General features: G+C 40.7%; 19 protein-coding genes. 7 read left to right on the top strand and 12 right to left on the bottom strand.

Features of this window, described 5'->3' with window-relative positions:
- Positions 1-3: 3 nt before the first annotated feature.
- The 6 genes from AACM45_RS16700 (at position 4) to AACM45_RS16675 (ending at position 11,150) form a co-directional block, all read left to right on the top strand.
- Entirely contained in the window at positions 4-2,421 is a 2,418-nt protein-coding gene (locus AACM45_RS16700) for an ABC transporter permease (protein ID WP_339144153.1), read from the top strand.
- Positions 2,422-2,431: 10 nt separating this feature from the next.
- Positions 2,432-4,813 (top strand): ABC transporter permease, encoded by a 2,382-nt coding sequence (locus tag AACM45_RS16695; protein WP_339144152.1) that lies wholly within the window; start codon positions 2,432-2,434, stop codon positions 4,811-4,813.
- A 22-nt stretch (positions 4,814-4,835) separates the two neighbouring features.
- Positions 4,836-5,558 (top strand): head GIN domain-containing protein, encoded by a 723-nt coding sequence (locus tag AACM45_RS16690; protein WP_339144151.1) that lies wholly within the window; start codon positions 4,836-4,838, stop codon positions 5,556-5,558.
- Between the two features lie 64 nt (positions 5,559-5,622).
- Entirely contained in the window at positions 5,623-7,998 is a 2,376-nt protein-coding gene (locus AACM45_RS16685) for an ABC transporter permease (RefSeq protein WP_339144149.1), read from the top strand.
- Positions 7,999-8,030: 32 nt separating this feature from the next.
- Entirely contained in the window at positions 8,031-10,433 is a 2,403-nt protein-coding gene (locus AACM45_RS16680) for an ABC transporter permease (RefSeq protein ID WP_339144148.1), read from the top strand.
- Between the two features lie 51 nt (positions 10,434-10,484).
- A complete protein-coding gene (locus AACM45_RS16675; protein ID WP_339144147.1) occupies positions 10,485-11,150 on the top strand; it encodes an ABC transporter ATP-binding protein in 666 nt (221 codons plus the stop codon).
- 78 nt (positions 11,151-11,228) lie between these two features.
- Here AACM45_RS16675 and AACM45_RS16670 read toward each other — a convergent pair whose 3' ends face one another.
- From AACM45_RS16670 to pdxA, 10 genes are all read right to left on the bottom strand, one after another.
- Positions 11,229-12,341 carry an NAD(P)/FAD-dependent oxidoreductase gene (locus AACM45_RS16670; RefSeq protein WP_339144146.1) on the bottom strand — a complete coding sequence of 371 codons (1,113 nt, stop codon included), beginning with the start codon at positions 12,339-12,341 and terminating at the stop codon, positions 11,229-11,231.
- Between the two features lie 15 nt (positions 12,342-12,356).
- Positions 12,357-13,787 (bottom strand): hypothetical protein, encoded by a 1,431-nt coding sequence (locus AACM45_RS16665; protein ID WP_339144145.1) that lies wholly within the window; start codon positions 13,785-13,787, stop codon positions 12,357-12,359.
- A 4-nt stretch (positions 13,788-13,791) separates the two neighbouring features.
- Positions 13,792-15,723 carry a hypothetical protein gene (locus AACM45_RS16660; RefSeq protein ID WP_339144144.1) on the bottom strand — a complete coding sequence of 644 codons (1,932 nt, stop codon included), beginning with the start codon at positions 15,721-15,723 and terminating at the stop codon, positions 13,792-13,794.
- Between the two features lie 2 nt (positions 15,724-15,725).
- Positions 15,726-16,418, bottom strand: a complete 693-nt coding sequence (locus AACM45_RS16655) for a hypothetical protein (protein ID WP_339144143.1) — start codon at positions 16,416-16,418, stop codon at positions 15,726-15,728.
- Positions 16,419-16,591: 173 nt separating this feature from the next.
- On the bottom strand, positions 16,592-17,947 hold the full coding sequence (gene accC, locus AACM45_RS16650; RefSeq protein WP_339144142.1) for an acetyl-CoA carboxylase biotin carboxylase subunit: 1,356 nt from the start codon (positions 17,945-17,947) through the stop codon (positions 16,592-16,594).
- 85 nt (positions 17,948-18,032) lie between these two features.
- Complete coding sequence (gene accB / locus AACM45_RS16645) at positions 18,033-18,518, bottom strand: acetyl-CoA carboxylase biotin carboxyl carrier protein (RefSeq protein WP_339144141.1); 486 nt, start codon at positions 18,516-18,518, stop codon at positions 18,033-18,035.
- Positions 18,519-18,543: 25 nt separating this feature from the next.
- Positions 18,544-19,536 carry a beta-ketoacyl-ACP synthase III gene (locus AACM45_RS16640; RefSeq protein ID WP_339144140.1) on the bottom strand — a complete coding sequence of 331 codons (993 nt, stop codon included), beginning with the start codon at positions 19,534-19,536 and terminating at the stop codon, positions 18,544-18,546.
- A gap of 173 nt (positions 19,537-19,709) precedes the next feature.
- The gene (gene rpmF, locus AACM45_RS16635) at positions 19,710-19,910 is read right to left on the bottom strand and encodes a 50S ribosomal protein L32 (RefSeq protein ID WP_339144139.1); all 201 of its coding nucleotides are present in this window, start codon (positions 19,908-19,910) and stop codon (positions 19,710-19,712) included.
- Between the two features lie 6 nt (positions 19,911-19,916).
- Positions 19,917-20,447 carry a YceD family protein gene (locus AACM45_RS16630; RefSeq protein ID WP_339144138.1) on the bottom strand — a complete coding sequence of 177 codons (531 nt, stop codon included), beginning with the start codon at positions 20,445-20,447 and terminating at the stop codon, positions 19,917-19,919.
- 101 nt (positions 20,448-20,548) lie between these two features.
- Positions 20,549-21,610, bottom strand: coding sequence for a 4-hydroxythreonine-4-phosphate dehydrogenase PdxA (gene pdxA, locus AACM45_RS16625; protein ID WP_339144137.1), 1,062 nt, complete (start codon positions 21,608-21,610; stop codon positions 20,549-20,551).
- A gap of 157 nt (positions 21,611-21,767) precedes the next feature.
- Here pdxA and AACM45_RS16620 point away from each other — a divergent pair, with 157 nt between their 5' ends.
- Positions 21,768-22,358 (top strand): riboflavin synthase, encoded by a 591-nt coding sequence (locus AACM45_RS16620; protein WP_339144136.1) that lies wholly within the window; start codon positions 21,768-21,770, stop codon positions 22,356-22,358.
- A gap of 214 nt (positions 22,359-22,572) precedes the next feature.
- On the opposite strand, the gene AACM45_RS16615 is transcribed toward AACM45_RS16620, so the two are convergent.
- Both AACM45_RS16615 and AACM45_RS16610 read right to left on the bottom strand, forming a co-directional pair.
- Positions 22,573-23,658 carry an acyltransferase family protein gene (locus tag AACM45_RS16615; protein ID WP_339144134.1) on the bottom strand — a complete coding sequence of 362 codons (1,086 nt, stop codon included), beginning with the start codon at positions 23,656-23,658 and terminating at the stop codon, positions 22,573-22,575.
- An 11-nt stretch (positions 23,659-23,669) separates the two neighbouring features.
- Positions 23,670-25,481: a sodium:solute symporter family protein gene (locus tag AACM45_RS16610; protein WP_339144132.1), complete on the bottom strand. Its 1,812-nt coding sequence runs from the start codon at positions 25,479-25,481 to the stop codon at positions 23,670-23,672.
- Positions 25,482-25,568 lie beyond the last annotated feature (87 nt).

Raw genomic sequence — 25,568 nt, 5'->3', positions numbered from 1 at the left:
ATCATGTACAAACTGTTCTTAAAAATCGCCACCAGATACTTGTTAAAGAATAAGCTATATTCCTTTATCAATATTTTTGGATTGGCCATTGGTATCGCTTCATTCGTGCTGGTCATGCTTTATGTAAACTATGAAAAAAGCTTTGACAAATTTCAAGGTTCCGAAAATGTACAACGCGTTTACATGGATTATAAAGAAGGAGGGGAATGGGTTGCCGGTGATGCCAATGCCTACATTGTAAGTGGACCAACACTCAAAGAGGTGTTTCCCGAGGTGTTGGATTTTGTAAGGTTTCGACACATGACCGAGGTGGTCATTATGGCCGATAATGAATTGTTCGACAACAACAAGGGGTCTTTGGCAGACCCTTCCTATTTTGAGATCTTTAACCACCAACTACAACAAGGGGATGTCAAAAATGCCCTGAACGATCCATACACCATAGTATTGACACCATCGTTGGCACAAAAGCTTTTCGGTTCTGAAGAAGTACTTGGTAGAACCTTGAAACTAAATGATGATAAGGGTCCGGTTTTTACCGTCACCGGAATCCTTCAAGACAATGGGCGCAATACCCATCTAAAAAATGACTTCCTAATTTCGTTTAAAAGCTTTTATACCTGGTCGATTTTTGAGGGTGACTGGAAGTTTACCTGGAACCAAAACACGTATTTTACCTATATAAAACTTGATTCCTCGGCCGATGCCGTTGCGCTCAAGCAAAAAATCATGGCCCACAAAGTGGAGAGCCTTCCCTTTGAGAGGCATAATATAGAGCCACTTGAAGACATTCACCTATACTCTAACAAGCCCTACGAAGCTGAAGCCAATGGTAGCGCAAGTAGGGTGCGTTTTCTATTGGCTATTGCCTTTATCATTATTGTGCTTTCATGGCTCAATTACATCAACCTATCTACGGCCAAGTCGCTAGAGCGTGCAAAGGAAACAGGTATTCGAAAAGTAGCCGGCGCCCTGAAACCACAAATAATAGTACAATCACTGCTAGAGTCATTGTTAGTGAACTTTGCTGCCATTGTACTGGCCATAGTGATCGTATTGGCCGTATTGCCCATATTCAATGGTTTTATTGCAAAGGAGTTGACCATAGGCCCTGCTACCATTAAAGATTTTCTCCCCGTAATAGGATTCATCGCTTTTGGTGCATTCCTTTCGGGATTATATCCGGCCTTTGTTTTGGGCAATTACAGTCCTGCCAAGGCCTTAAAAGGAAAAGTACACACCTCTAACAATGGCCTGACCATTAGAAAAGGACTTATTATAGGTCAATTTTTGGCAACGATCGTTTTACTGATCGGCACTTTAATGGTGAACAAGCAAATAAGGTTTTTACAAAATCAACCCATTGGTGCCGACATCGATCAGGTCATTGCAGTACATGGTGCGGTATTTGGTACCAAATCAGATTCCCTAGTAGAAAACGACCTAAAAACATTGAAGAACGAACTGGTCGATCTTCCCTTTGTGGAACGCGCCGTATTCTCAAAAACCTATCCCGGTGATACCTACGAAAAACTAAACTCAAGTGTGGGTATTACTTTTCCGAACGGCAAGAAAGATGACTCAAGAATATGGTATAATTATTCGGTAGGCCCTGAATATTTTGAACTTATGGATATGCAGTTCGTGGCCGGTGTTCCTTTTTTGGATAATGCCAAGGGCCAAAGTAATAACATCGTCATGAATGAACGGTTTGTCAAACATATGGGTATTTCAAATATGCAAGACGCCGTCAACAAGACCGTTCGCTTTTTTGATCAGGTTTGGACCATTTCAGGTGTCATTAAAGATTACCACCATTTTGGTTTAAAAACGGGTATTGAACCCATGATTTTACTGCATCGTACCAATACGAACAATATCCTTGTCAAATTGAACCGAACTGCCTTATCCCCATCAGGTCTGAACGGGGTAATTTCCGAAATCGAGGGTAAATGGTCCGCGTTATTTCCAAAAAGCACCTTTAACTATACTTTTTTAGATGAAAAATTTGAAGCACAATACAGAGAGGATAAGGCGTTTGGTGCCACATTCCAAATATTTACTTTTTTGGCGATCGTAATCGCTTCTATGGGGCTTTTCGGGTTAACCTCTTACACGGTGGTTCAACGAAAAAAAGAAATTGGGATACGAAAGGTAAACGGGGCTACGGTTCCGCAGGTACTTCTACTTTTAAATAAGGATTTTGTAAAATGGGTTGGCATAGCTTTTCTATTTGCCATTCCAATTTCTTGGTATGCCATAAGTCAATGGTTGCAAGATTTTGCCTATAAGACAAGCCTAAGCTGGTGGATATTTGCCCTGGCAGGGTTGGCAGCCCTAGTAATTGCTGCACTTACGGTGAGCTGGCAGAGCTTTCAAGCTGCCGTTGCAAACCCGATGGAATCATTACGGGACGAATAAAACCAGTGCTATGCTAAAACACAATCTAAAACTATTTTTTAGGAACATAAAACGAAGTAAAGGCACGTTTCTAATCAATACCATCGGTCTTGGTGTGGGTATCGCCTCATTCTTGGTATTGTCGATCTACCTTTATAACGATTTGACTTACAATCATTTTAACGAAAACCTCGCCAATATTTATAGGATCCAAGAAGTTTATGAAGATGGTACGAGTACCGCTACCAAAGGGTTGTTACTACCTCAAATGCAGCAAGAAATTCCTGAAATAGTCAACGGAACCCGAATCTTTGATTGGGACGGATATCGGTTAAGCCATGGTGATAATGCCTTTATGGAAAATGTCTTTTATGTTGACCATGGATTTTTTTCAGTATTTAGTTTCCCCTTTAAAGAAGGAAACGCGCAAAATGTACTTGATGAAAAGTACACTGCGGTTATAAGCAAGGCCTTTGCCAAAAAATATTTTGGTGCCACTTCCGCTCTGGGCAAACAATTACAAATCGGCTTTGACAATACTTTCTTGACCGTAAACGGAGTCGTCGATATTCCTGAAAATTCGTCAGTGAAATTTGATATCGTTACCTCTTATGAAAGCGGGGAGACCATTTCACCTTGGATCAAAGAGGTACACGATTGGTACAATACATTTTCTGAAACCTATGTTTTGCTGCAAGAAGGTACGTCACCATCGGTGGTTGAAAACAAGCTTAAAAGTATTGTTAAGGCAAATTTCCTTCCTGTGGGGGAAAATACTACCAAAATCGGTCTATTGCCTTTTTCAGAATATCATGCGGCAGAAGAATCAAACCAAACCTTGATCATAATTTTGGCAATCATAGCCTTGGGGGTCATTGGTATCGCAATAGTCAACTTTATCAATTTGACCGTTGTAAATGCCCTATCAAGAACTCGTGAAATCGGGGTGAAAAAAGTACATGGAGCTTCAAAAAAACAGGTGGTACAGCAGATTATGATAGAGTCATTCGCAATAGGGTTTATTGCGTTGTTACTTGGTATTTTCATCTTAAGCACCTTTATACTCCCTGCATTCAACGTGCTTTTTGAAACCCATTTGATCCTGCAATCATTCAATCCGTACTTTCTGGGTCTATTGCTATTTGGTATTTGGGGCTTTGTGGGCGTGTGTTCCAGTATTGTACCGTCATTGCTTTGGTCTCGAAGTAAACTAGTAGAAAACCTTCAAGGAAAATACACGTCAAAAAGCAAATTGGGCCTTTCAAAATATTCATCCGTAATCATCCAATTTGTTATAGCCATTATTTTGATTTCAGGAACCATTTTGGTCAGGAAACAAATTGATTTCATGCTTGACAAGAACCCCAAATTTGACAGTGAAAATGTCATCGTTGCCCAAACCGATTTTTGGAAACATAGTGATCTTGACATTGCCTCTGGTAAACTTGATGTAATCGCGAAAGAACTGGCGAAAAGCCCATATGTAGCGTCCGTTAATTTTACAGGAAGCATTCCTGGGGATTACGATGAAAACTACAACACTTTTTATCCTATGGGGGAAAGTGCTGTAGCGGATATCAGTCTTAGAAAGTCTTATGTCGGTAAAGACTATTTTAAAACCCTTGGGATTGACGTATTAAGTGGGCACGGTTTTAACAAAGAGCCCACAGCCTTAAAAAATACCGTGGTACTGAATCAAACGGCCATGGACCAGCTGGGTTATACCGAAGCAGATGGCCAAATCTTGGTAGAAGGCAGGGAAGGCGGAACCCAATACCGCGTAGTCGGGGTAATTGATGATTTCAGTTATCAAGGTGTTCAAAGTGCCATACAACCTTTGGCACATTTTTTTGTAGAACAAGAAAATCTTATGAATTGGGATTACTTGACCGTACGATCGGAAAAACTAGCTACGTTACAGGTTATCGACCTCATCAAAGAAAAATGGCAAGAATTGTTTCCTGGCCAAACCTTGGATTACTTTTTTGCAGATGAAAAATTGAATGTTTATTATGACGAATATAGGCGCGTAAATACTTTGATCACATGGTTCTCAATACTAGCGGTTGTGCTTTCTTGCATGGGGCTTTTTGCACTGGCTTCTTATACCATGGCACGCAGGACGAAAGAAATTGGTATTAGAAAGGTCAATGGTGCAACGATAACCCAAATTCTTTCCCTTTTGAACAAAGACTTTGTGAAATGGGTAGCCTTGGCCTTCGCCATAGCAACCCCTATTTCTTGGTATGCCATGAATAAATGGCTTGAGGGTTTTGCATATAAGACCAATATTGATTGGCAAGGTTTTGTCTTTGCAGGTCTAATCGTTATGGCAATTACCTTGTTAACGGTAAGTTGGCAAAGCGTTAAAGCTGCCGTTGCGAACCCGGTAGAGTCATTACGGGATGAATAATAATCAAACAAAGGAAACCATCATGAAAAACTTAATTACAATTTTTTTGACACTAGCAGCACTCGTATCGGTAAACGCCCAACGCGGCAAAAAAGTAAAGGGCAACGGCAACGTCGTTACCATAGAAAGAACCACTGGAGATTACGACGGACTTCGAGTAGGTGGTTTTTATGAAGTCAAACTTGTAGAAGGCACTGAGGGAAAAATCACTTTATCAGGTGAGGATAACCTTTTAAAATATATCGAAACCGAAGTGAAAGGGGGAACCTTGACCATAAAATCAAGGGACAATATGCAACTTAAAATCTCAAATGGTGAGCGTATTTTGATAACCATCCCTGTTGAGGAAATAGATGCGATTCGTCTTTCAGGTTCTGGCAAATTATATACTACCACGACCCTTAAGGCCGATAGTTTTAAAGTGCATACCTCAGGAGCTAGAAATGCAGAACTGTTGCTGAATGTAAATAGCTTAAAGATAGTCTCATCTGGATCAAGTAACATAAAGCTTGGTGGGAGTACTGAAAAGCTGAACATCACTTCTTCTGGATCTTCAAGTCTGAATGCTTATGATCTAAAAGCCACCGATGCCGAAATTACCTCATCGGGTTCTTCCGATATTCGATTGGCAGTTACCGATGTGCTCCGTACGAAATCATCAGGTTCCAGTAACATAAGATATCGTGGCAATCCGAGTAAGGAATACGCGAAAACTACAGGTTCCAGTAGCGTATCTAGACAATAAAAGTTCTATTGGAATAGAAGAAGTACCAACCAAGTTTTTTGAGCCGTCATCATAAAATTAAAAAATGTTAAAGCACAACTTATTACTATATGTAAGAACTATTCAAAAGCACAAGAGTAGTTTCCTGATTAATCTAATTGGACTATCAACCGGGTTGGTATGTGTATTCTTGGTGTTTCTATGGGTTTCACATGAAATGGTAGTCGATAAGTTCCATAAAAACGATGAACGACTTTACCAGGTGCGAAGAAACGTACCTAATGGGCAAGGTTCGTTAGCTACATTCACTTCAAATTCAAGCTTGATGTTGAAGGCCTTACAGCAAGAAATTCCCGAGGTTGAAATGGCCACCGCGGTCTATAGGTTCAATAATAGTGCCCACCTGGAAATCGAGGATAAGAAGCTAAGTTCTTTTGGAATTATGGCAAGTGAAGACTTTTTTAAGGTCTTCTCTTACCCTTTGATCACAGGAAATAAAAACACGGTATTGGCCGATGTAGATGCTGTCTTAATTTCATCGAAACTCGCAAATACCCTTTTTGGACAAGGTTCAGACCCGATAGGAAAAACCATTTCGGTAAAAAAAGCAGAGGAAAACATAGATGGTGTTTTTACTGTTACCGGTGTTTTTGAAATTCCTAAAACCTCGTCTGAACGGTTCGATTTTGTGCTGCCCTACAAAACCTTCTTAAAATATCGAAATCCTGACGACATAGCGTGGTATAGCAATAGCTCCAGCATGTATGCATTGCTAAAACCAAATGTTGACCTCAATGATTTTAATGATAAAATAGCGGATTTCACAAAAAAGAAAAGCGACTACGTTGAAGATCAAGTCTTTTTTACAAAGTATAGTGACAATTACCTTAAAGGAACCTATGAAAACGGAAAACAGGTTGGGGGGCGAATTACCTATGTAATCCTTTTTTCAATCATTGCCCTTTTTGTACTATCCATCGCTTGTATCAATTTTATGAATCTATCAACGGCTAGGGCCTCAAGAAGATTAAAGGAAGTGGGAATAAAAAAAGCAGTGGGGGCAAATAGAAAGTCACTGATCCTTCAATTCCTTTCAGAATCGGTGCTACTTTCATTCTTCGCCTTAATCAGTGCTTGCGTTGCAGTCATACTACTTATGCCTTGGTTCAATAGTGTCACCGGTAAGGCGCTTGTATTCACCTTAGACGCTGAGATAATTGTCCCAATTGTACTTATCACATTATGTACGGGCCTGGCCTCGGGAAGTTACCCGGCAATATACCTTACCAAATTCAACCCTGTTAAGGTATTAAAGGGAAAAATAAGCACTTCGTTTGGCGAACTCTTTGTCCGTAAGGGCTTGGTGATATTTCAATTTAGCGTTTCATTGATATTAATCGTTGCGGTAAGTGTCATTTATAGGCAGCTTGATTTTATACAGTCAAAAAATCTTGGATTCAACAAAGACAACATCATCATCTTTGAGCGAGAAGATGCCCTTATCAACAGTATGGATGTGTTTCTTGATGAGGCAAAACAATTACCCGGCGTGGTAAATGCCTCTTATATGCAGGGTAGTATGACAAATTTCAGCAACTCTTCACGGGGTCATTCTTGGCCAGGGCAAAAAGAAGGGTCTGAACAATTGACTTTTAGACATGCCCATGTAGGTCCGGATTTTATCGAGACCATGGGTATTGCAATAAAGGAAGGCCGCTCTTATGTAAATGAAAGACCGGATAACGGTTCACAAATCATATTAAATGAAACAGCCGTTAAGCTCATGGGGCTTGAAAATCCTATTGGTACCGTAATTGACATGCGAGGACCGAACAGGGAGATAATAGGCGTGGTAAAAGATTTTAACATACAATCATTGTACAATGAAATCGCCCCAATGGCATTGTTGTGCCGAACGGAGTGGGTAAGTAATTTAGTGGTAAAAATAAAAGCGGGTGAAGAAAAATCCACTTTAGCGGCCCTAACCGACCTTTTTCACCAATTCAATCCAGGGTTGGAGTTTAATTTTCGTTTTTTGGATAATCAATATCAAGAGCTTTACCAAGCAGAACAACGCGTATCGACCTTGTCTAAATACTTTGCCGGAATGGCTGTTTTAATATCTTGCCTAGGTCTTTTTGGCTTGGCAGCTTTTTCCGCTGAAAGACGACGAAAAGAAATTAGTATCCGAAAAGTACTTGGTCAGAGTATTGGCCAATTAACCGTAATGCTCTCTAGTGAATTTTTAAAATTGGTGCTGATTTCAATGCTCATCGCGTTACCTATTGCGTATTTGCTTGCGGCAGATTGGCTATCACAATTTGCCTACAAAATCTCACTACATGGCGGATATTTTTTAAGTGCTGGATTAGTAGCCCTGGTTATTGCGATGCTTACCGTAGGAAGCCAAGCCATACGGGCTGCCAACCGAAACCCCATTAAGGCCCTAAGGGAAGAGTAAAATATCATTGCATCGATCTAAAAACATTTAAAATGCTGAAAAACTATATAAAAATCGCGTGGCGGAACATTTTGAAGCACAAAAGTATGTTTGCCATCAATATTGCCGGTCTCGCCATCGGTATTGCCTCGTGCCTGTTAATGCTGCTATTCGTGGTAGACGAGTTGAGCTATGACACCTTTAATGAAAAAGCGGATGATATCGTAAGGGTTGTTTTTAAGGCCCAGATCAATGGTGAAAAAATCAAGGAAGCCGTTGTCATGGCACCGGTGGCTCAAACCCTTAAAAATGATTTTCCGGAAGTTGTGGATGCCACAAGAATCTATAATTTGGGTACCCCAAAAATTGCTTATGGAACTACGGCCTTTCGAAATGGTAAAGCCGCTTACGTCGACCCTAACTTTTTCAACGTTTTTACCTTAGCTATTATAGATGGTGATACCCAATCTCCTTTAGAAGAACCCAATACCGTGGTGCTTACAGAATCAGAGGCCAATAAATACTTTGGCAATTCAAACCCAATAGGCAAAAACATTCTCATAGAAGGAAATTCACAACCCTTTAGGGTCACCGCAATTATTGAGAACGTGCCCCAGAACAGTCATTTTCGATTTGATGTTCTTGCGTCGATGCAAGGCTTTGATCCAGCAAAAAGCACTTCTTGGGTAAACTCCAATTATTTCACCTATTTAGTACTTGAGAATGGAAAGGTCTACAAAGATCTAGAAAAAAAACTACCCCAAGTGCTTCAAAAATATATGGGGCCTCAAATACAAGATGACCTTGGCGTATCTTACTCTGATTTTATGAAAGACAACCAACTAGGGCTCTTTTTGCAGCCCTTGACGGATATTCACTTAAATCATGATTTCGTCGGTGCTTCACAAGAATTGGAACAAGGGGGTGATATTAAATACGTTTATATCTTTAGTGCCATAGCACTCTTTATGTTGCTTATCGCGTGTATTAATTTTATGAACCTCTCCACCGCTTCCGCATCCAAAAGATCTAGGGAAGTGGGTATTCGAAAAGTTCTAGGTTCCCAAAGAAAACAGTTATGGCAGCAATTTTTATCAGAAGCCTTTATCGCCACGGTATTGGCCTTATTTATTGCGCTGGGCCTTCTCGTCGTGCTTATTCCCAAATTCAATGAACTATCGGGAAAAGCCTTACAGTTAAGTAGTTTTATCAATGCGTCAAGTATTGGGCTTTTGATTGCGCTGACTTTTTTCATTAGCCTGTTGGCCGGAGCATACCCTTCGTTGTTCCTTTCTTCGTTCAAGCCTATATCGGCACTGAAAAGTAAATTTTCAAATAGTGGTCATAACAAAGGCGTACGTAGTGGTTTGGTGGTTTTCCAATTTACCATCTCTACGGGTTTGATATTGGCCACCTTAATCGTAAGACAACAAATGAACTACATTCAACAAAAGGATGTAGGTTATGATAAAGAGCAGCTTCTAGTACTCAGGGATGCCCATCTTTTAGGGAATAGCTTAAATGCATTCAAACAAGAATTACTTAAGAATCCGAAAGTTGGTTCAGTAACCCAATCTGCATTCGTACCGGCAGGCCCAACGGATATCAATATGTCGACTATTTACAAAGACGGCGTTTTCAGTCGTCGAATGGCCGTATACAATATTGATGGGCATTACCTACCAACTATGGGTATGAAGTTGGTATCGGGGCGAAATTTTTCAAAGGTATTTGGCGCCGATTCCACCAAAGTCATCATTAATGAAACAGCTAGCAAACTATTGGGCCTCGAAAATAATGCGTTGGGCAAAACGATTACCGATGCCGGTAAGACCGCGACCATCATAGGTGTCGTCAAAGATTTTCATTTTAAATCACTGCACACGCCAATTGAACCTTTGTTGTTGTTTTACAATCCCTATGGCGGACTCTTGGTTAAGGCACGAACAGCTGATATGGCTACCTTAATAGCCGATACCCAAACCCTATGGAAAAGCTTTGATTCTGGGGAACCTTTCGATTATGAACTTTTAGACCAATCGTATCAAAAAACCTATCTCGTAGAACGAAAGATGGGAACCATATTGAATATTTTCGCCATACTCACCATTTTCGTGGCCTGTTTAGGGTTATTCGGACTGATCACATTTACGGCAGAACAACGGTTCAAAGAGATAGGCATACGAAAAGTGTTGGGTTCAACGGTTCCACAAATCGTTGGTATGCTTTCAAAAGACTTTCTTAAATTGGTGGTCATCTCTTTCTTCATAGCATTTCCTATTGGATTTTACGCAATGGATACATGGTTAGAGGGTTTTGCCTACCGCATACAACTTGATGTTTGGGCCTTTTTGATTACCGCAATCATCATTATGCTCATAGCATTTGCAACGGTTGGCTATAAGAGCTTTAGCGCAGCAATGATGAACCCGGTCAAAGCACTGAAGGATGACTGATAAAAACACGAAAAAGAAACATAATATCATTACAATTTAAAGCGGACATTTATGCTATTACAACTAAAGAATATTTTCAAATGGGTCAACTCAGGTGGCCAACGTATTTTTCTTTTGAAAGACATCAATCTAGAGGTTCAAGAAGGGGAGTTTATTTCGGTAATGGGGCCTTCTGGATCTGGTAAATCCACCCTTTTGAACGTTATAGGGATGCTCGATACCTTTGATGAGGGCGAATATGATTTTCTTCATGAATCGGTTCATACATTGAAAGAAAAACACCGGGCCAATCTATACAAAGAATATATCGGCTTTGTATTTCAGTCGTATCATTTATTGGATGAATTGACCGTTCAAGAAAACCTTGAGATGCCGTTACTCTATAAAAAGTTTAAAGGCTCTGAGCGCAAGGCCATGGTGGCTGATATGTTGGATCGGTTCAATATCGTTGGTAAGAAGGATCTGTTTTCGGCACAGCTGAGTGGCGGGCAACAACAATTGGTAGGGGTGGCCCGAGCTTTGATTGCCAACCCAAAGTTGATATTGGCCGATGAACCAACGGGCAATCTTAATTCACAACAAAGTGAGGAGATCATGCAACTGTTCAAGAAGCTTAATGAAGAAGATGGGGTGACCATCATTCAAGTGACCCACTCTGAAAAAAATGCTGCTTATGGTTCACGAATCATTAATCTATTGGATGGAAGGAAGGTCTGATAAGGTTTGGGGGGGTAACCCGCTCCCTCATTCTCGGTTAGAATAAGTCTGGACAGTTCGCTGCCTGACAACACGAAATCATACCAAATCAGCCAGTTCTTTGCCTACGGAACTTCCGATTGCAATGCCCATACCCCCGAGGCGTACACCGCAATAGACGTGGTTTGAGAGTTGCTTAACGATTTGTTTTTTCTGGCTGCCAATTCCCATAATCCCACTCCACCTCCGTTCTATTTCGAACGGGGTGTTTGGAAGGATGACTTGTCGCAGCAATCGTTCCAATTCATTTTGGATGCGTTTTGTTTGCCCAAATGAATCCGTTTCTTCCGTTTTAAAAGCTAAGTTTCGACCACCACCGAAAAGAATACGATCATCAATATTCCTGAAATAGTAATACCCTTCATCAAAATGAAACGTCCCTTTTATGGTTGGATTCTGAATGGGCCTTGTAATAAGTACCTGCGCCCTAGCGGGTTTCACTTTTTCATGTAAAAGTCTTGGGGCAAATCCGTTGGTTGCGATCAACAACTTGTTGGTCTTGAATTCAAAGCGATTCGTTTTAACTGCAACTTTATTGCCCACCTCTTCAAACCCTTGAACCTCAACCGAATTTAACATGGCAATTCCCTTGTTTCGAACCGTATAAAGTAGGCTATCCATCATTCGACCCGTATCAATCTGAGCTTCTTCCATATGTGTTATGAGCTTCGGGTTACTATCTTGAAAACCGAAGGTGTTCGGCGTTACTTTGAAGACCGTTTTGCCAAAGATTGGTTCAAGCATGTTATTTACTCTTGACAGGGAGGCCTCACATTTCTCAAAAAGCACCTTATGTTTCTTTAAAAAAAGTTCATTTCCCCCTAGTTGCTGAAAACCAATATTGGCATCCCCTAAAGTTTCACGAAGCAATTGAATGCCCTTAAAGCGTTGCGCTACCAATTCAACCACTTCCTCTTCAGAATGGGTCTTTAAATCCATCAAAACCTCTGAAATACTTCCAAAACAAGCGAATCCCGCATTCTTTGTACTTGCGCCTTGTGGCAGTACCCCTTTTTCCAGTATAAGGATTTTTGCCTGTGGGAAACGGGCCCTTAAAAAGAGTGCGGTGTTCAATCCGACGATACCGCTACCAACAATGGTATAATCGATGTTTGAAAGCCAAGTCTTGTATTCCCAATAACTAAGTTCCATAGCACTAAAATAAGGCTATAATTCCGCTTCTTTAGGCTCGATTATTTTGTTGTTCCGTAAGCCAAAGAATAGTTGTGACAAAATATTGATATCATCATCTACGGCATTAAGGGTGCCCTCCAACTTTATCTCACGCTCGTCAACGTGCCAAGCCTGAATGCGCATATTCGTCAATATTGAGAAAAGTTCACGAGTATGTGAAATATCAAGATCTTTCTGTAATTTTTCAAAATCGGCCTGTAGATTGAAAAAATAAGAACTGGTTTTCCCTTTTGGTAAGATAGTATCGTTTACGGTACTAAAAACGGCCCCAGTACTTTGTTCAAACAGAGTGGTCTGATATAAAGGAAAGGGTTCAAAGATTCCATTTTCAGAAAGGGCACCTTTTTCAGAAAGATAACTTTTCAATTTTTGCCCTTGAACACCTAAATGTAAATACGCAGCGGGCACATTCCTCTTTTGAACGGTCTTTCGCGCTACTTTCTCAAAGTTATCATCATACTCATATGTTATTATCGTATCGTTTTGAACTGTCCTTCCCGAAATAGCGAAGCTTAGTCTTCCATCTAACGATTTTGCGATTTCAGAGGCATCCAAATTATACTTTTCAAAGAAAGTTAAGTTACCCAAACGTCTTGCCAGCAATGCTTCCCTTATCGGGTTGGCCCTTAGGTTCAAGCCGTAATGGAAAGAAAGCGAGGTATTTCGATAACTAGGGAAGGTAACTTCTTTGGCAAACGGAAAATCAACACTGCCCTTTCCTTTCAAAAATGCATTGCCATCATTAAACGTAAGGGTAGCTACCCCACCGTCAGCCGCATACACAGCGTGTGCCGTTTCGTTCTTGATGGTTTTTAGCAAAGGGTGATCCGTACTTGGTATTGTTTTATCGTCTACCAGCAACTCTTTGAAAACATCGGCAATACCGCTATTCTTGATTCTAGGGGCAACTGCAAGCGCAAGTTTTTCGTCGTTCCATGCTATGGCGATACTTCCATTTTTGAAGACCCCTGATTGATAGCCTTGGGTCGCGGTGATTCCATTGGCATCTAGTTTGGGTGTTACTTTGTTATGGACATATGCTTCAAATTCAGTAAAATCGTAGATTTTAAAAACCGTAAAAACAGTATGCTCTACTTTTGGCATTGTAAAGAATAAAAGGTTGTAAGGCATAAATTCAACACCCTTGCCTATTGATTCTTTTTTACCGTCATCATCGCCAGTACGATTCCCTAAATCCAAATTTTGATAGTAATACCTCGGAGCACCCAAAGCATCTAGAATCAGCGTTTTTTTGATATCATGTATGCCTATTTTGATTACCGAGGTGGCGTCTTGGTGTACTACGCCTTTTAAAGAACTGCTATTTTGGTACCTAGTATAGCCGTAATAGCCCAAAGCCAATAAAGCGAACAACGGTAGAACCAGTTTTGCGAATTTCCTCATGGGGCTATTCCATCAACTTGTCCACTAAATTGAAAAAGTAGGCCAGGCTATTCTTATGCCCTTGATCCGGAATCTGTAAAATCATTTCGCCGCTCATGGTATTGCCTTTGATCTTTGAAAAATTCACATTTAAGTCTTCAGTATTATTGGTCAAAAAGTCAATATTATCCCTTAATTCCCTTGGGAAGGCTTCTGAAGGTATTCTTGATACGATACTTTTTCCATTGATGTAAAAACTGGTCGCATTGTTACGAATATCTTTTTTCAGTTGATTCGATAATTTCGCTGGATAGGTTCCCTTACGTATTTGGGATAAATGTTCAAGCGAACTACCGATAAAAACGGTATTATCATGATACATTACATGAATATCAAAAGGGTTAGACCCGGATGCATCGATGAAATAGATACCATTTTGGTAGTCTACCTTTTTTTCAGAAACCCCTATTTTCATGAAATTCTTAAACATCTTCTCCTCTTCCGACGTAAATAGGAACAAAAAATCAGGAACCGTTTCCGTTTTTGTCTTTTCTATTTTTTTGTAATTGTAATCTTCATCATACTCATAATCGACGTACGTGACTTCTTTTTCCCGTAAATCGGTAAGTAGCAACAGCATATCGCCCCGTATGATCTTAGACGCTCCTTCTTCATCGATCAAGAGCGAAAATAGTCTTGTAATTGAAGTTGTTGCGGCAGCTATCGTTTCCGCTTTACTATCGGCACCTTCTTTTTTTCCGGTTAACATAGTCTCTATTAAACTGGGGTAAGCCTCTAAAATGCCTTGTGTGCTTAAGTTGACATTCAAATACCCCAACAACCTATCCTCGTTGATATAGCTCAAAAAATTCTTGTTGAATTTTCCATTGTACATCGGTTTGTATGCTTTTGCCAGGGCATCGTTCATGGTATATTCCATACCCATAACCGCTTGGTCTTCTTCGAAGTTAAGTCTACCCGTAAGGGTCATTCCACCATAAATTTCGTCAAGATTTAAAAATTCATATGGATTGGCAGGTCCCAAAAGATCCTTTGGAAGCATTTCTTTATAAAACTTTGAAAAATCATTCATCCATACCATGGCCTCATCCCCGCCTTTACCTAAACTCTTTTTATAAGAATTATTTTGAAGGATATTGCGAGGTGGTTTTCCGATTAATAACTGTTTGGCGAAATCTAAGGTCCCTTTATTCTGTGCTTGTTGACGCTCGTCACGTTTTGCCCTGCGCTCAATTCTTTTTCTTTCAATATCTTTTTGATACTCACTGTTATTGTCATAATCATAAGCCGATGCTGTCGGTTTAGGTATCACGACCTCTTCTGCATATTCCTCAACAGTTTCAGTTGCTTCCACAGCCTCAATAACCGTCTCTTCAACTTCTTCAACGGCTTCCAATGTCTCCTCAGCTGCTACCGGGGGAATACTGTAGTCATTATAATCGTAATAGCCATAATCATCATAATAGTCATTGCTTTGGTCAGAAGGGATGACAACGGCCATGGTAGTCTTGTTCCATATCACCAAACTTCCGTCATACTTCTTTTGAACGTAAGAGGCCTCCCCGTCTGTAATCACCTCGTCCCATTCGTTCAAAAACAGTTTCGTCATGTTGTCAGTATCTGAGAACGGAATCATAAACGTATTATAAAAGACCCCGTCTTTAGTTTGTAGGAAGTAATAAAAGTTTTCTTTTAGGTTCAGGCCCAAATCTTCGATGGCCCCCAATTCCCCTTTGGTTTCCCGATTGATTTCCTTGACCATTTGCTGTCCCAGCTTAGATTCTGAAAACTCTTTCAACGATAGTAGTTGCAAAACATTTTTGCCTTTTACCGTGACAACAACATTGGCATCACTTGGTATTTTGTTGGCTAAATCTTGTGCCTGGGCTGCAAGAACAAGAACTAGGGTCAGAATGAAGGTATATAGGTTTTTCATGGCTACTTTGAATTGATCAATTTTATTTTGTTTTGAATTGTTTTTTGTCCAAAAATGAATGACATGGCATCTACCCTTAGCATTACAGCCTTCTTTGATGGGGCTATTTTGGCAGCGGTATTCGAGGAATTGCCTACTAGGTCTTCAAATCGATAAATGGCCGTAAAACTGGCGTCTTGAAAGACTTTTTTATCTTCCTTTTTTAGATGATCGAAAGACTTCTTGATACTAGAATCATAGGTGAACTTTCTTTCAAAAACCATCTCGCTGGGGCTGTAAGCAAAATTGGATGTTTCAAAATTGGTGTTTTCCCGTTTGTTTTGATCTTGTATCAATTTTGATGTAAGACCATTTAAACTGCCTATAGCATCAAAATCACAGGACACCGAAAAAATATAGTTCTCTAGATCTTTACGCTGTTCTATATTACTGATGCCCTTAGCTTTTTTCAAATGGGCAACAACATCATTGAGTGCCAGAGCGATATCGTCTTCAGAGGGTATCTTATAACCATTGATACTATCCAGCAACATCATAGAGGCCAGCTTGGTTTTACTCTTGCTCATATTAATGGTGAAAACCATTGTGCCACTGCCGTCTTTGTTGAGGTTGATCTCTTCTAGAATATCAAAACAGCTACTGTTTAAAATCAATAGGAGGCATAGAGAAAAAAAAGATAAAATCCTTTTAAGCATGGTTGGTGTTTAGTTGCGCTTAGATAACTTTTTTGATGGCATTAAATTGTGTTCCGTATTTCTTTTTCAAAACTATACCATCCTTTAAAGTTGCAACTACCTGAAAACAGTGAAATGATACCACCGAAAATAGGGAACTAAAAAACCCCGATAAATTCGGGGCTTTTGAGTTGTTATTCGTCCTTATATTTTTCATCCATTTCAAAGTCTTCCATGAACTTAGTGGTATAATTACCCGCTAAATAATCAGGATGATCCATTAATTGCCTATGAAAAGGGATTGTCGTTTTAATACCCTCAATTACGAACTCATCTAAAGCACGTCGCATTTTATTAATGGCCTCTTCACGGGTTTGTGCCGTTGTTATCAATTTTGCGATCATCGAATCGTAATTCGGAGGGATAGCGTAGCCGCTGTACACATGGGTATCTAATCGAATACCGTGGCCCCCTGGGGTATGTAAGGTCGTAATCTTACCAGGTGAGGGCCTAAAATTATTATAAGGATCTTCTGCGTTGATCCTACATTCTATAGAGTGTAGTTTTGGAACATAGTTCTTACCTGAAATAGGAACTCCGCCAGCGACCAGAATTTGCTCTCGGATCAAGTCATAATCAACAACCTGTTCCGTAATTGGGTGCTCGACCTGAATACGGGTGTTCATTTCCATAAAGTAGAAATTTCGGTGTTTGTCAACCAAAAATTCTACCGTACCTGCCCCCTCGTACTTAATATATTCAGCTGCTTTTACAGCCGCTTTACCCATATCGTCACGTAACTTATCGGTCATAAATGGGGATGGCGTTTCTTCGGTAAGCTTCTGATGTCTTCGCTGTACCGAACAATCACGCTCAGAGAGGTGACATGCTTTTCCATATTGATCGCCAACAATCTGTATTTCGATATGCCTGGGTTCTTCAATCAACTTTTCCATGTACATAGCGCCATTACCAAAGGCTGCAGAAGCTTCTTTGACTGCACTGTCATACAATTCTTCCATCTCTTCTTCACTCCAGACTGCACGCATTCCTTTTCCGCCACCACCGGCAGTCGCTTTGATCATCACGGGATACCCCATTTTCTTCGCGGTTTTTTTCGCATCGGCGACATCTTTCAATAAGCCATCAGACCCAGGTACACAAGGTACACCTGCTTTCTTCATGGTTTCTTTGGCTGTCGCCTTATCACCCATTTTATCGATTTGGTCACCTGAAGCACCGATGAACTTAATTTGGTGTTCGGCACAAATCTTTGAAAATTTTGAATTTTCTGATAAAAAGCCATAACCGGGGTGGATGGCATCTGCATTGGTGATTTCAGCAGCGGCAATGATATTCGGTATCTTTAAGTACGATTCACTACTTGGTGCAGGGCCTATACATACTGCCTCGTCAGCAAAGCGCACATGTAGGCTTTCTTCATCGGCCTTCGAATATACCGCTACCGTTTTAATGCCCATCTCTTTACAGGTGCGTATGACGCGAAGCGCAATTTCCCCCCTATTTGCAATCAATATTTTTTTGAACATAAGACCTCGATTTAAAATTCAAATCACCACCGTCAAATTCTAGTCGCTTTTAACGGATTTTGGGATTTGAATTATTGAAATTTGATTAGGATGGATCAACCAAAAACAAAGGTTGGTCAAATTCAACAGGAGAGGAATCATCTACCAAAATCTTGACGATTTTACCAGATACCTCTGATTCAATATCGTTAAAGAGCTTCATCGCCTCAATAACACATAGTACGTCGCCTTTATTGATATCTTGCCCCACCTCAACAAAAGATGGTTTGTCGGGCGATGGTTTTCTATAGAATGTACCTATGATAGGTGACTTAATCGTTATGTATTTAGAATCATCATCTGCGGTGCTAGGGGCGGCCGGGGCCGCAGGTTCACCACTTGCAGCTACGGGAGCGGCCGGGGCCATTGGGGCCTGTGCTACCGGTATCTGTTGAACAATCGTGGTCTCTGGGGTATTGCTGTGGCCACCAGTTCTAATGGTGATCTTAATATCTTCCATTTCCAACTTTACCTCACTTGCGCCGGATTTGGCGACAAATTTTATCAAGCTTTGAATTTCTTTAATATCCATTGAATTAGATTTAGTTAGTTCTTTATTAGTTGTACGCCCATGTTAAATATATGGATCCCCACGTGAATCCTCCACCGAAAGCGGCAAAAACCAGATTATCCCCTTTTTTTAATTGTGCTTCATAATCAAAAAGCAATAAAGGCAATGTAGCGGATGTCGTATTGCCATAACGGTGAATGTTCATCATCACTTTAGTGTCTTCAACACCCATTCTTCTTGCCGTGGCATCTATGATTCGTTTGTTGGCCTGGTGGGGCACCAACCATTGCACATCATCATGCGTGAGCTTATTGCGCTCCATTATTTTAGCGGACACGTCGGCCATATTTGAAACGGCGAACTTGAATACCGATTTTCCATCCTGAAAAACGTAATGTTGTCCGTTTTTAACGGTTTCTTCCGAAGCTGGTAAAATTGACCCTCCGGCATCCATTTTCAAGAAGTTACGCCCGACGCCGTCAGACCGTAAATACTCATCTTGTAAGCCTAGGCCCTCGGCATTTGGTTCGAACAGCACCGCACCTGCACCGTCACCAAAAATGATGCATGTCGTTCTGTCGGTATAGTCAATAATTGAGGACATCTTATCTGCCCCTATTAAAAGCACCTTTTTGTAACGACCCGACTCGATATAACTAGAGGCTGTCGACATACCGTATAAAAAACTGGAACAGGCTGCGGACAGATCGTAGGAAAATGCATTGACGGCCCCGATTTCACTTGCTACATATGCCGCCGTTGAGGCGACCAACATATCTGGGGTTGCAGTGGCCACCAAAACCAAGTCGATTTCCGCTACGTCCAAACCCTTTTTCCCAATAAGGTCTTTAGCCGCTTCTATGGCCAGGTATGAGGTTCCTTCCCCTTCCTTTTTTAAGATTCGCCTTTCTTTGATTCCTGTTCTCGTTGTTATCCATTCGTCATTGGTATCGACCATGGTTTCCAACAGTTTATTGGTAAGTACAAACTCTGGAACATATGCTCCGACAGCTGTTATCGCCGCTGTTATTTTATTCATCAGAATATACGTTTTTAGTCAAAAAGGATTGAAAATTGACTCAAAATCGACGAAAAATAATGATTTTCTACGACTTTTCGTGCTAAAACTTCCGTTTTCAAGTTGAAATAAATCCATAAAAAAACTCCCGTTCTCAGAAAACGGGAGTTATGCTATATATTTTCATGTATCGACTAAGCCGCAGCCTCGTCTTCAGTTTTGTCAATTAAGACTTGGCCCCTGTAATACAATTTACCTTCATGCCAGTGCGCCCTGTGATACAAATGCATTTCACCTGTTGTGCTGTCTTTGGCAATTGTCGGTGCTACCGCCTTATAATGTGTACGTCTTTTATCTCTTCTGGTTTTTGATATTTTTCTTTTAGGATGTGCCATTGGTACCTATTTGTCCGTTAATAATCTTTTTAATTCATCCCATCTGGGATCTGTATTTTCTGTTTTCCCTTTTGTCTCTTTTGGTTGCAATTCTTCCAACTTATCCAATGCCTCAGATTTCAACGTTCCGTCAAGTACACCGGGATGCACCCTTTTTTGGGGAACGGCCAAGACCAACATTTCATAAACGTATTGCGCAATGTTGATTTGATGTTCTCCATGCGGAATGATCAAAATCTCATCGTTCTCATCGTTATACGCTTCACCGAATTTGATGACCAATTGCAAATCAGAGGTAATAGTTTGATCGTATGGCTCGCTCGTCAAATCGCAATCTACATTGACCGAACCAGAGGCATGAATGTCCAATTCCATCATCGTACCCATCTTATTCAAGACGGCTTTTAATGTAATTGAGGCGCCATTAAACTCCTCATAACCAAAAGATTCAAAGAACGTATTGTCAATAACGTACTCAAACTCGTGTTTTCCCAACTTCAATCCTGTGAAAGGAATAAAAAACTCCTTTAACTTCATCTCTTTACACTTAAGGTTTGTGTACCAGCCCCATAAGGCGGGTGCAAAGATACTATTTATTTGTAAAAACCCAATCCTTCTAAAAAAATATCTCGAGCTTTTTAAGGGTTACGCCTTAACTTTTGCTTCTTTAGGGCATTTTTGGTGAGTTCATTGTATTCTTCCCGGTTTCTGTAAATGTGGATTGCGGCAAAAACAGCTTCTTTAAAAGAGCTTTCATCTGCCTTACCCCCGCCTGCAATCTCGTACGCGGTACCATGGTCTGGTGAGGTTCTCACCTTTTTAAGGCCAGCGGTAAAATTGACCCCTTTACCAAACGAAAGTGTCTTAAATGGTATCAACCCTTGATCGTGATAGGCCGCTAGAATAGCATCAAAATTTTGGTGTGCATTCGACCCGAAAAAGCTATCGGCGGAATACGGGCCATAAACCAATTCCCCGTTTTCAAATAACGCTTTTACAATGGGTCTCACGATAGCATCATCTTCTTCACCGATAACACCATTGTCACCACTGTGCGGGTTAATGCCCAGAATGGCGATTTTTGGTTTTCTAATGCCGAAGTCCATACGCAATGATTTTGCCATTGTCGCCACTTTATCTTTTATCAGCTTTGTTGTAATGGCGTTCGCTACATCTTTTACGGCTATGTGATCCGTCATAAGCCCCACTCGAAGTTCATCGGTAACCATGAACATCAGGCTTTCGCCTTCCAATTCCTTAGCCAAATAATCGGTATGGCCAGGAAACTTAAAATCTTCGGCCTGAATGTTATTTTTATTTATAGGGGCCGTGACTAGGGCGTCAATTTCATTGTTCTTTAAAGCAGTAACGGCCGCACGCAATGATTTTATGGCATATTTACCCCCTTCTTCGGTAGACTTTCCAAATTCGATTGTAGGCATTTCTTTCCAGACATTGACTACATTGATCTTACCGTCAACAGCTTTTGCGGCACTATGCACGCCATTGAAGTTTATGGGAATGTCCAATGCCTGCTTTTGATGTGATATGGTTTTATTTGAGGCAAAAAGAACGGGAGTACAAAAATCGAGCATTCTGTTATCTTCAAAGGTCTTTAATGCAACTTCACAACCAATGCCATTTAAGTCCCCGATGGAGATGCCCAGTTTTATTTTTTTTTTCTCTTGTTTAGAATCCATATGCGAATACCTACTTTTACAGTGCAAAGCTAGTTAAATTATCCTCACCCAGAATCGCTCGAGCGATTCTGACCTCTTCAATTGGAGGGGTGAAATTTTGATGAACTAGTCAATATAATTGCTCTTTTAGATAGATTTAATTACAATTAAAAAAGATATGTTTACAGGTATTATCGAGACTTTGGGCAAAGTGGTCGAACTTGAAAAAGAAGGTGGCAATTTGCATATTACCATTAGCTCAGCAATAACGCAAGAACTTAAAATTGACCAAAGTGTTGCCCATAATGGTGTTTGCTTAACGGTAGTTGCCATAGATGGTGGGCGCTATACCGTAACGGCCATTCAAGAAACATTGGATAAAACCAGCCTAGGTAAGCTCAAAATGGGTGACTTGGTAAATTTGGAACGTGCCATGGTGCTGGGTACCCGATTAGACGGGCATTTGGTACAGGGGCATGTTGACCAAACGGCTACCTGCACTAAAATCGTTGAAAGTGATGGCAGTTGGTTCTTTACTTTTGAATATGATGCCCTATTGAACAATGTGACCATTGAAAAAGGGTCCATTACCATCGATGGCACCAGCCTAACTGTTGTAAACTCCAAAAAAGGTGCTTTTAGTGTGGCCATCATTCCCTATACCTATGAACATACGCGCTTCAATTCTTACCAAGTCGGTACTACCGTTAACTTAGAGTTCGATGTGATTGGTAAATATGTGGCAAGGTTAATAGAAGTAAGACAATAGCTGTTGGACCGCTGCGCTAAAAGACAAAAGACGGTTATTCCTCTATATTTATTGGAAACCTTGAAACCACTATCTGCAAATCCTTGAATAGTTATTCCACTTGCAATAAGCTGATAGGTATTATAAGTTTTTTTGATTTTACTACCAACTCCATAACAATAGCCTATTCATACTTTCTAAATTGATTTTCAAGTTCAAAAATCACCATTTAAACTTAAACCTTAATAAAGATCTTTCTTCTATATAGCACATAGGCCAATAGGCAGTAAAAGGCAACCACACTAAGACCATATAGTAAAGAAGATAGTTCCATAGAGATGGTACTGTGTACATAAATCTTTTGAAACAACCACCCATGAAGTGAAGTTTCACCAACCCTTATCTGCCCCATGATTTTGCTGATAAAGCTGGACAAAAAATAGACCACAATGGCATTGGCCCCGGCGTACCTAAAAATACTTCCGAATTGAATTTTTCTGATGTCGGTCAAATAATAAATAAGGGCTAGAATGATATTGGCCCAACCTGCAGTGACCAGCACAAAACTACTTGTCCAAAGTGCTTTGTTGATAGGAAAAACAAAATCCCACAAATGACCAACCAACAGCAAAGCTCCCCCCAGCCCAAATAAAATAGTGGCTTTCTTTTCTTGTTTTGATAAGAGGATCAGCCCTGTGAAAATACCCAATAACGAACTTGCTATGGAAGGAATTGTGCTCAAAAAGCCTTCTGGGTCGTAATCGGGCTTGTAATTATGGGAGCCAAAGATTTGAACATCCAACCAATTGGCAAGATTGTTGGGAGCCCTGTCCAAGGTTGATTCCACTCCGTTTACCGGAACCAATGTCATCAATACCCAATACCCGATGAGCAAAGTAACCGCAATTGCGATCAAGGTTTTCCATCTAAAGTTCAGAAATAAAATCGCTGCAAAAAAGAACACCACCCCGATACGCTGCAATACCCCAGGAAATCGAATATCGGTAAAATCTTTAAAAAAGGGGAAGCTAATCGTAAAAGCGCCTAAGAATAGCCCCAACCCAATTAATTTTAGAGCTCGAACGCTTATTTTTTTAAAGGTATGTGTACCTATGGTTTTGTTCTTGTATGCAAAAACAATGGAAGTACCCACGATAAACAGGAAAAAAGGGAAGACCAAATCAGTTGGTGTATACCCATGCCATTTGGCATGTAATAATGGTGCATAAACATTGGACCATGTTCCTGGGGTGTTGACCAATATCATCAAAACAATGGTGGCCCCCCTAAAAATATCCACTGATAGAATTCTATCCTTCATGTCTGGCGGTTTTATAGTATGTGCTCTTTCATCCTTTTCCAAACCTTAGTAAGCGCTATACCAGAAATTAATGCCAAGACACTGATTACCAATGCCTTTTTCGTTTCTCCGTAAATCCAATATCCTGTTGCGAACATTGTAGCATATACTAAGGTAACCCCGAGCAGCATTGCGGTTATTCCCGATGGCACACTCCACTTTTCACCAGGGGCAACAATTTCTACCTTATCGTTTTGGGCCTTAGCAACCACTTTTGACCAACCTGGGCCCCCTGGTTGTATTTTTTTATAAAATGACCGTAGCGTTTCGTCTGATTCAGGTTTTGTACATAGCGTGACGGCAACCCAAATAGCGGTGGTAACTACTACTACAAAAGGGTAATTGGCCCATTCGGGCAATACCCCTGTCGTAGGGTCAAAAAGCAGTGTGCCTAGACTTGTCTTAACCAATAGAATCGATATTATGCCTGAAACGAACATGGCCGTTATCTCACTCCATGCATTGATACGCCACCAAAACCACCTCAAGATAAAGACCAACCCTGTTCCCGCCCCAAAAGTTACCAAGAGATCAAAAACTTCAAATGCATTTTGTAAAGTGAGGGCCAAAAGCGCACTCAACAACATCAATACTACCGTAGAAATCCTACCTACGGCCACCATCTGTTTTTCAGTTGCGTTGGGGTTGACCTGTTGTTTGTAAAAATCAAAGACTATGTAAGATGATCCCCAATTCAACTGTGTTGAAATGGTACTCATATATGCCGCAACAAGCGAGGCCAACACCACGCCCAATAACCCACTGGGTAATTTTGTCAGCATCGCCGAATACGCAAGGTCATGGCCCAGTTTGTCATCTGCTACCTCAGGGAATGCTTGCGCAATACTTGCAATATCAGGATATACGACCAATGATGCCAAAGCCACCAATATCCATGGCCATGGACGAAGGGCGTAATGCATGATATTAAAGAAAAATGTTGCCCCAATAGCATGGTTTTCATCTTTGGCGGCCAACATACGCTGGGCAATATAACCTCCCCCGCCAGGTTCTGCCCCGGGGTACCAAGAGCTCCACCATTGTACTGCAATCGGAATAATGAACATGGTCACTAGAACGGTCGTATTATCAAAATCAGGAAGTATGTTCAATTTATCCGTAACGTTTTCATGTTCGATCAACGCTTGTATTCCTCCAACTTCAGGAATATTTACCAAATAAAATGCGGCTCCAATGGCCCCGGCCATCGCAACAAAAAACAGCAGAAAATCAGTGTAAACCACTCCTTTAAAGCCTCCTAACGCGCTAAAAACGACGGTTATCAATCCCGCTCCCACTACCGTTTCCCAAGGTTCAAGACCCAACATGATACCCCCGATCTTTATAGCCGCCAAGGTCACCGAGGCCATGGTAATTATATTGAATAAGGCCCCGAGGTAAATAGATCTGAACTTTCTTAAAAAGCTTGCCGGTTTGCCCCCATAGCGCATTTCATAAAATTCAAGGTCTGTTTTTACATTAGACTTACGCCAAAGCTTGGCATATACAAAAACGGTGAGCATACCTGTTAGCAAAAAGCACCACCATACCCAGTTCCCTGAAACTCCTGAAGTTCTGACAATATCGGTAACCAAATTGGGCGTATCTGTAGAAAAAGTGGTGGCTACCATCGAAAGCCCCAACAGCCACCAGGGCATCGTGCGGCCAGAGAGAAAGAATTCCGAGGAATTTTTACCTGATTTTTTTGAGACGTAAATTCCTATTCCTAAAACAATCGAGAAAAAGACAATAATAAAGCTATAGTCAAGGGTACTGAGTTCCATAATTGGTGATTGGTTGATTATTAAAGATATAACTTTTTTGCAAGGCCCCTTTTAAACCGTATCCATTTGATGTTATTCTAGCATCAT

The organism is Croceitalea sp. MTPC5, from assembly GCF_036985505.1.
In the GTDB taxonomy this organism is placed as follows: Bacteria; Bacteroidota; Bacteroidia; order Flavobacteriales; family Flavobacteriaceae; genus Croceitalea.
This window is presented reverse-complemented; position numbering and strand designations above follow the sequence as displayed.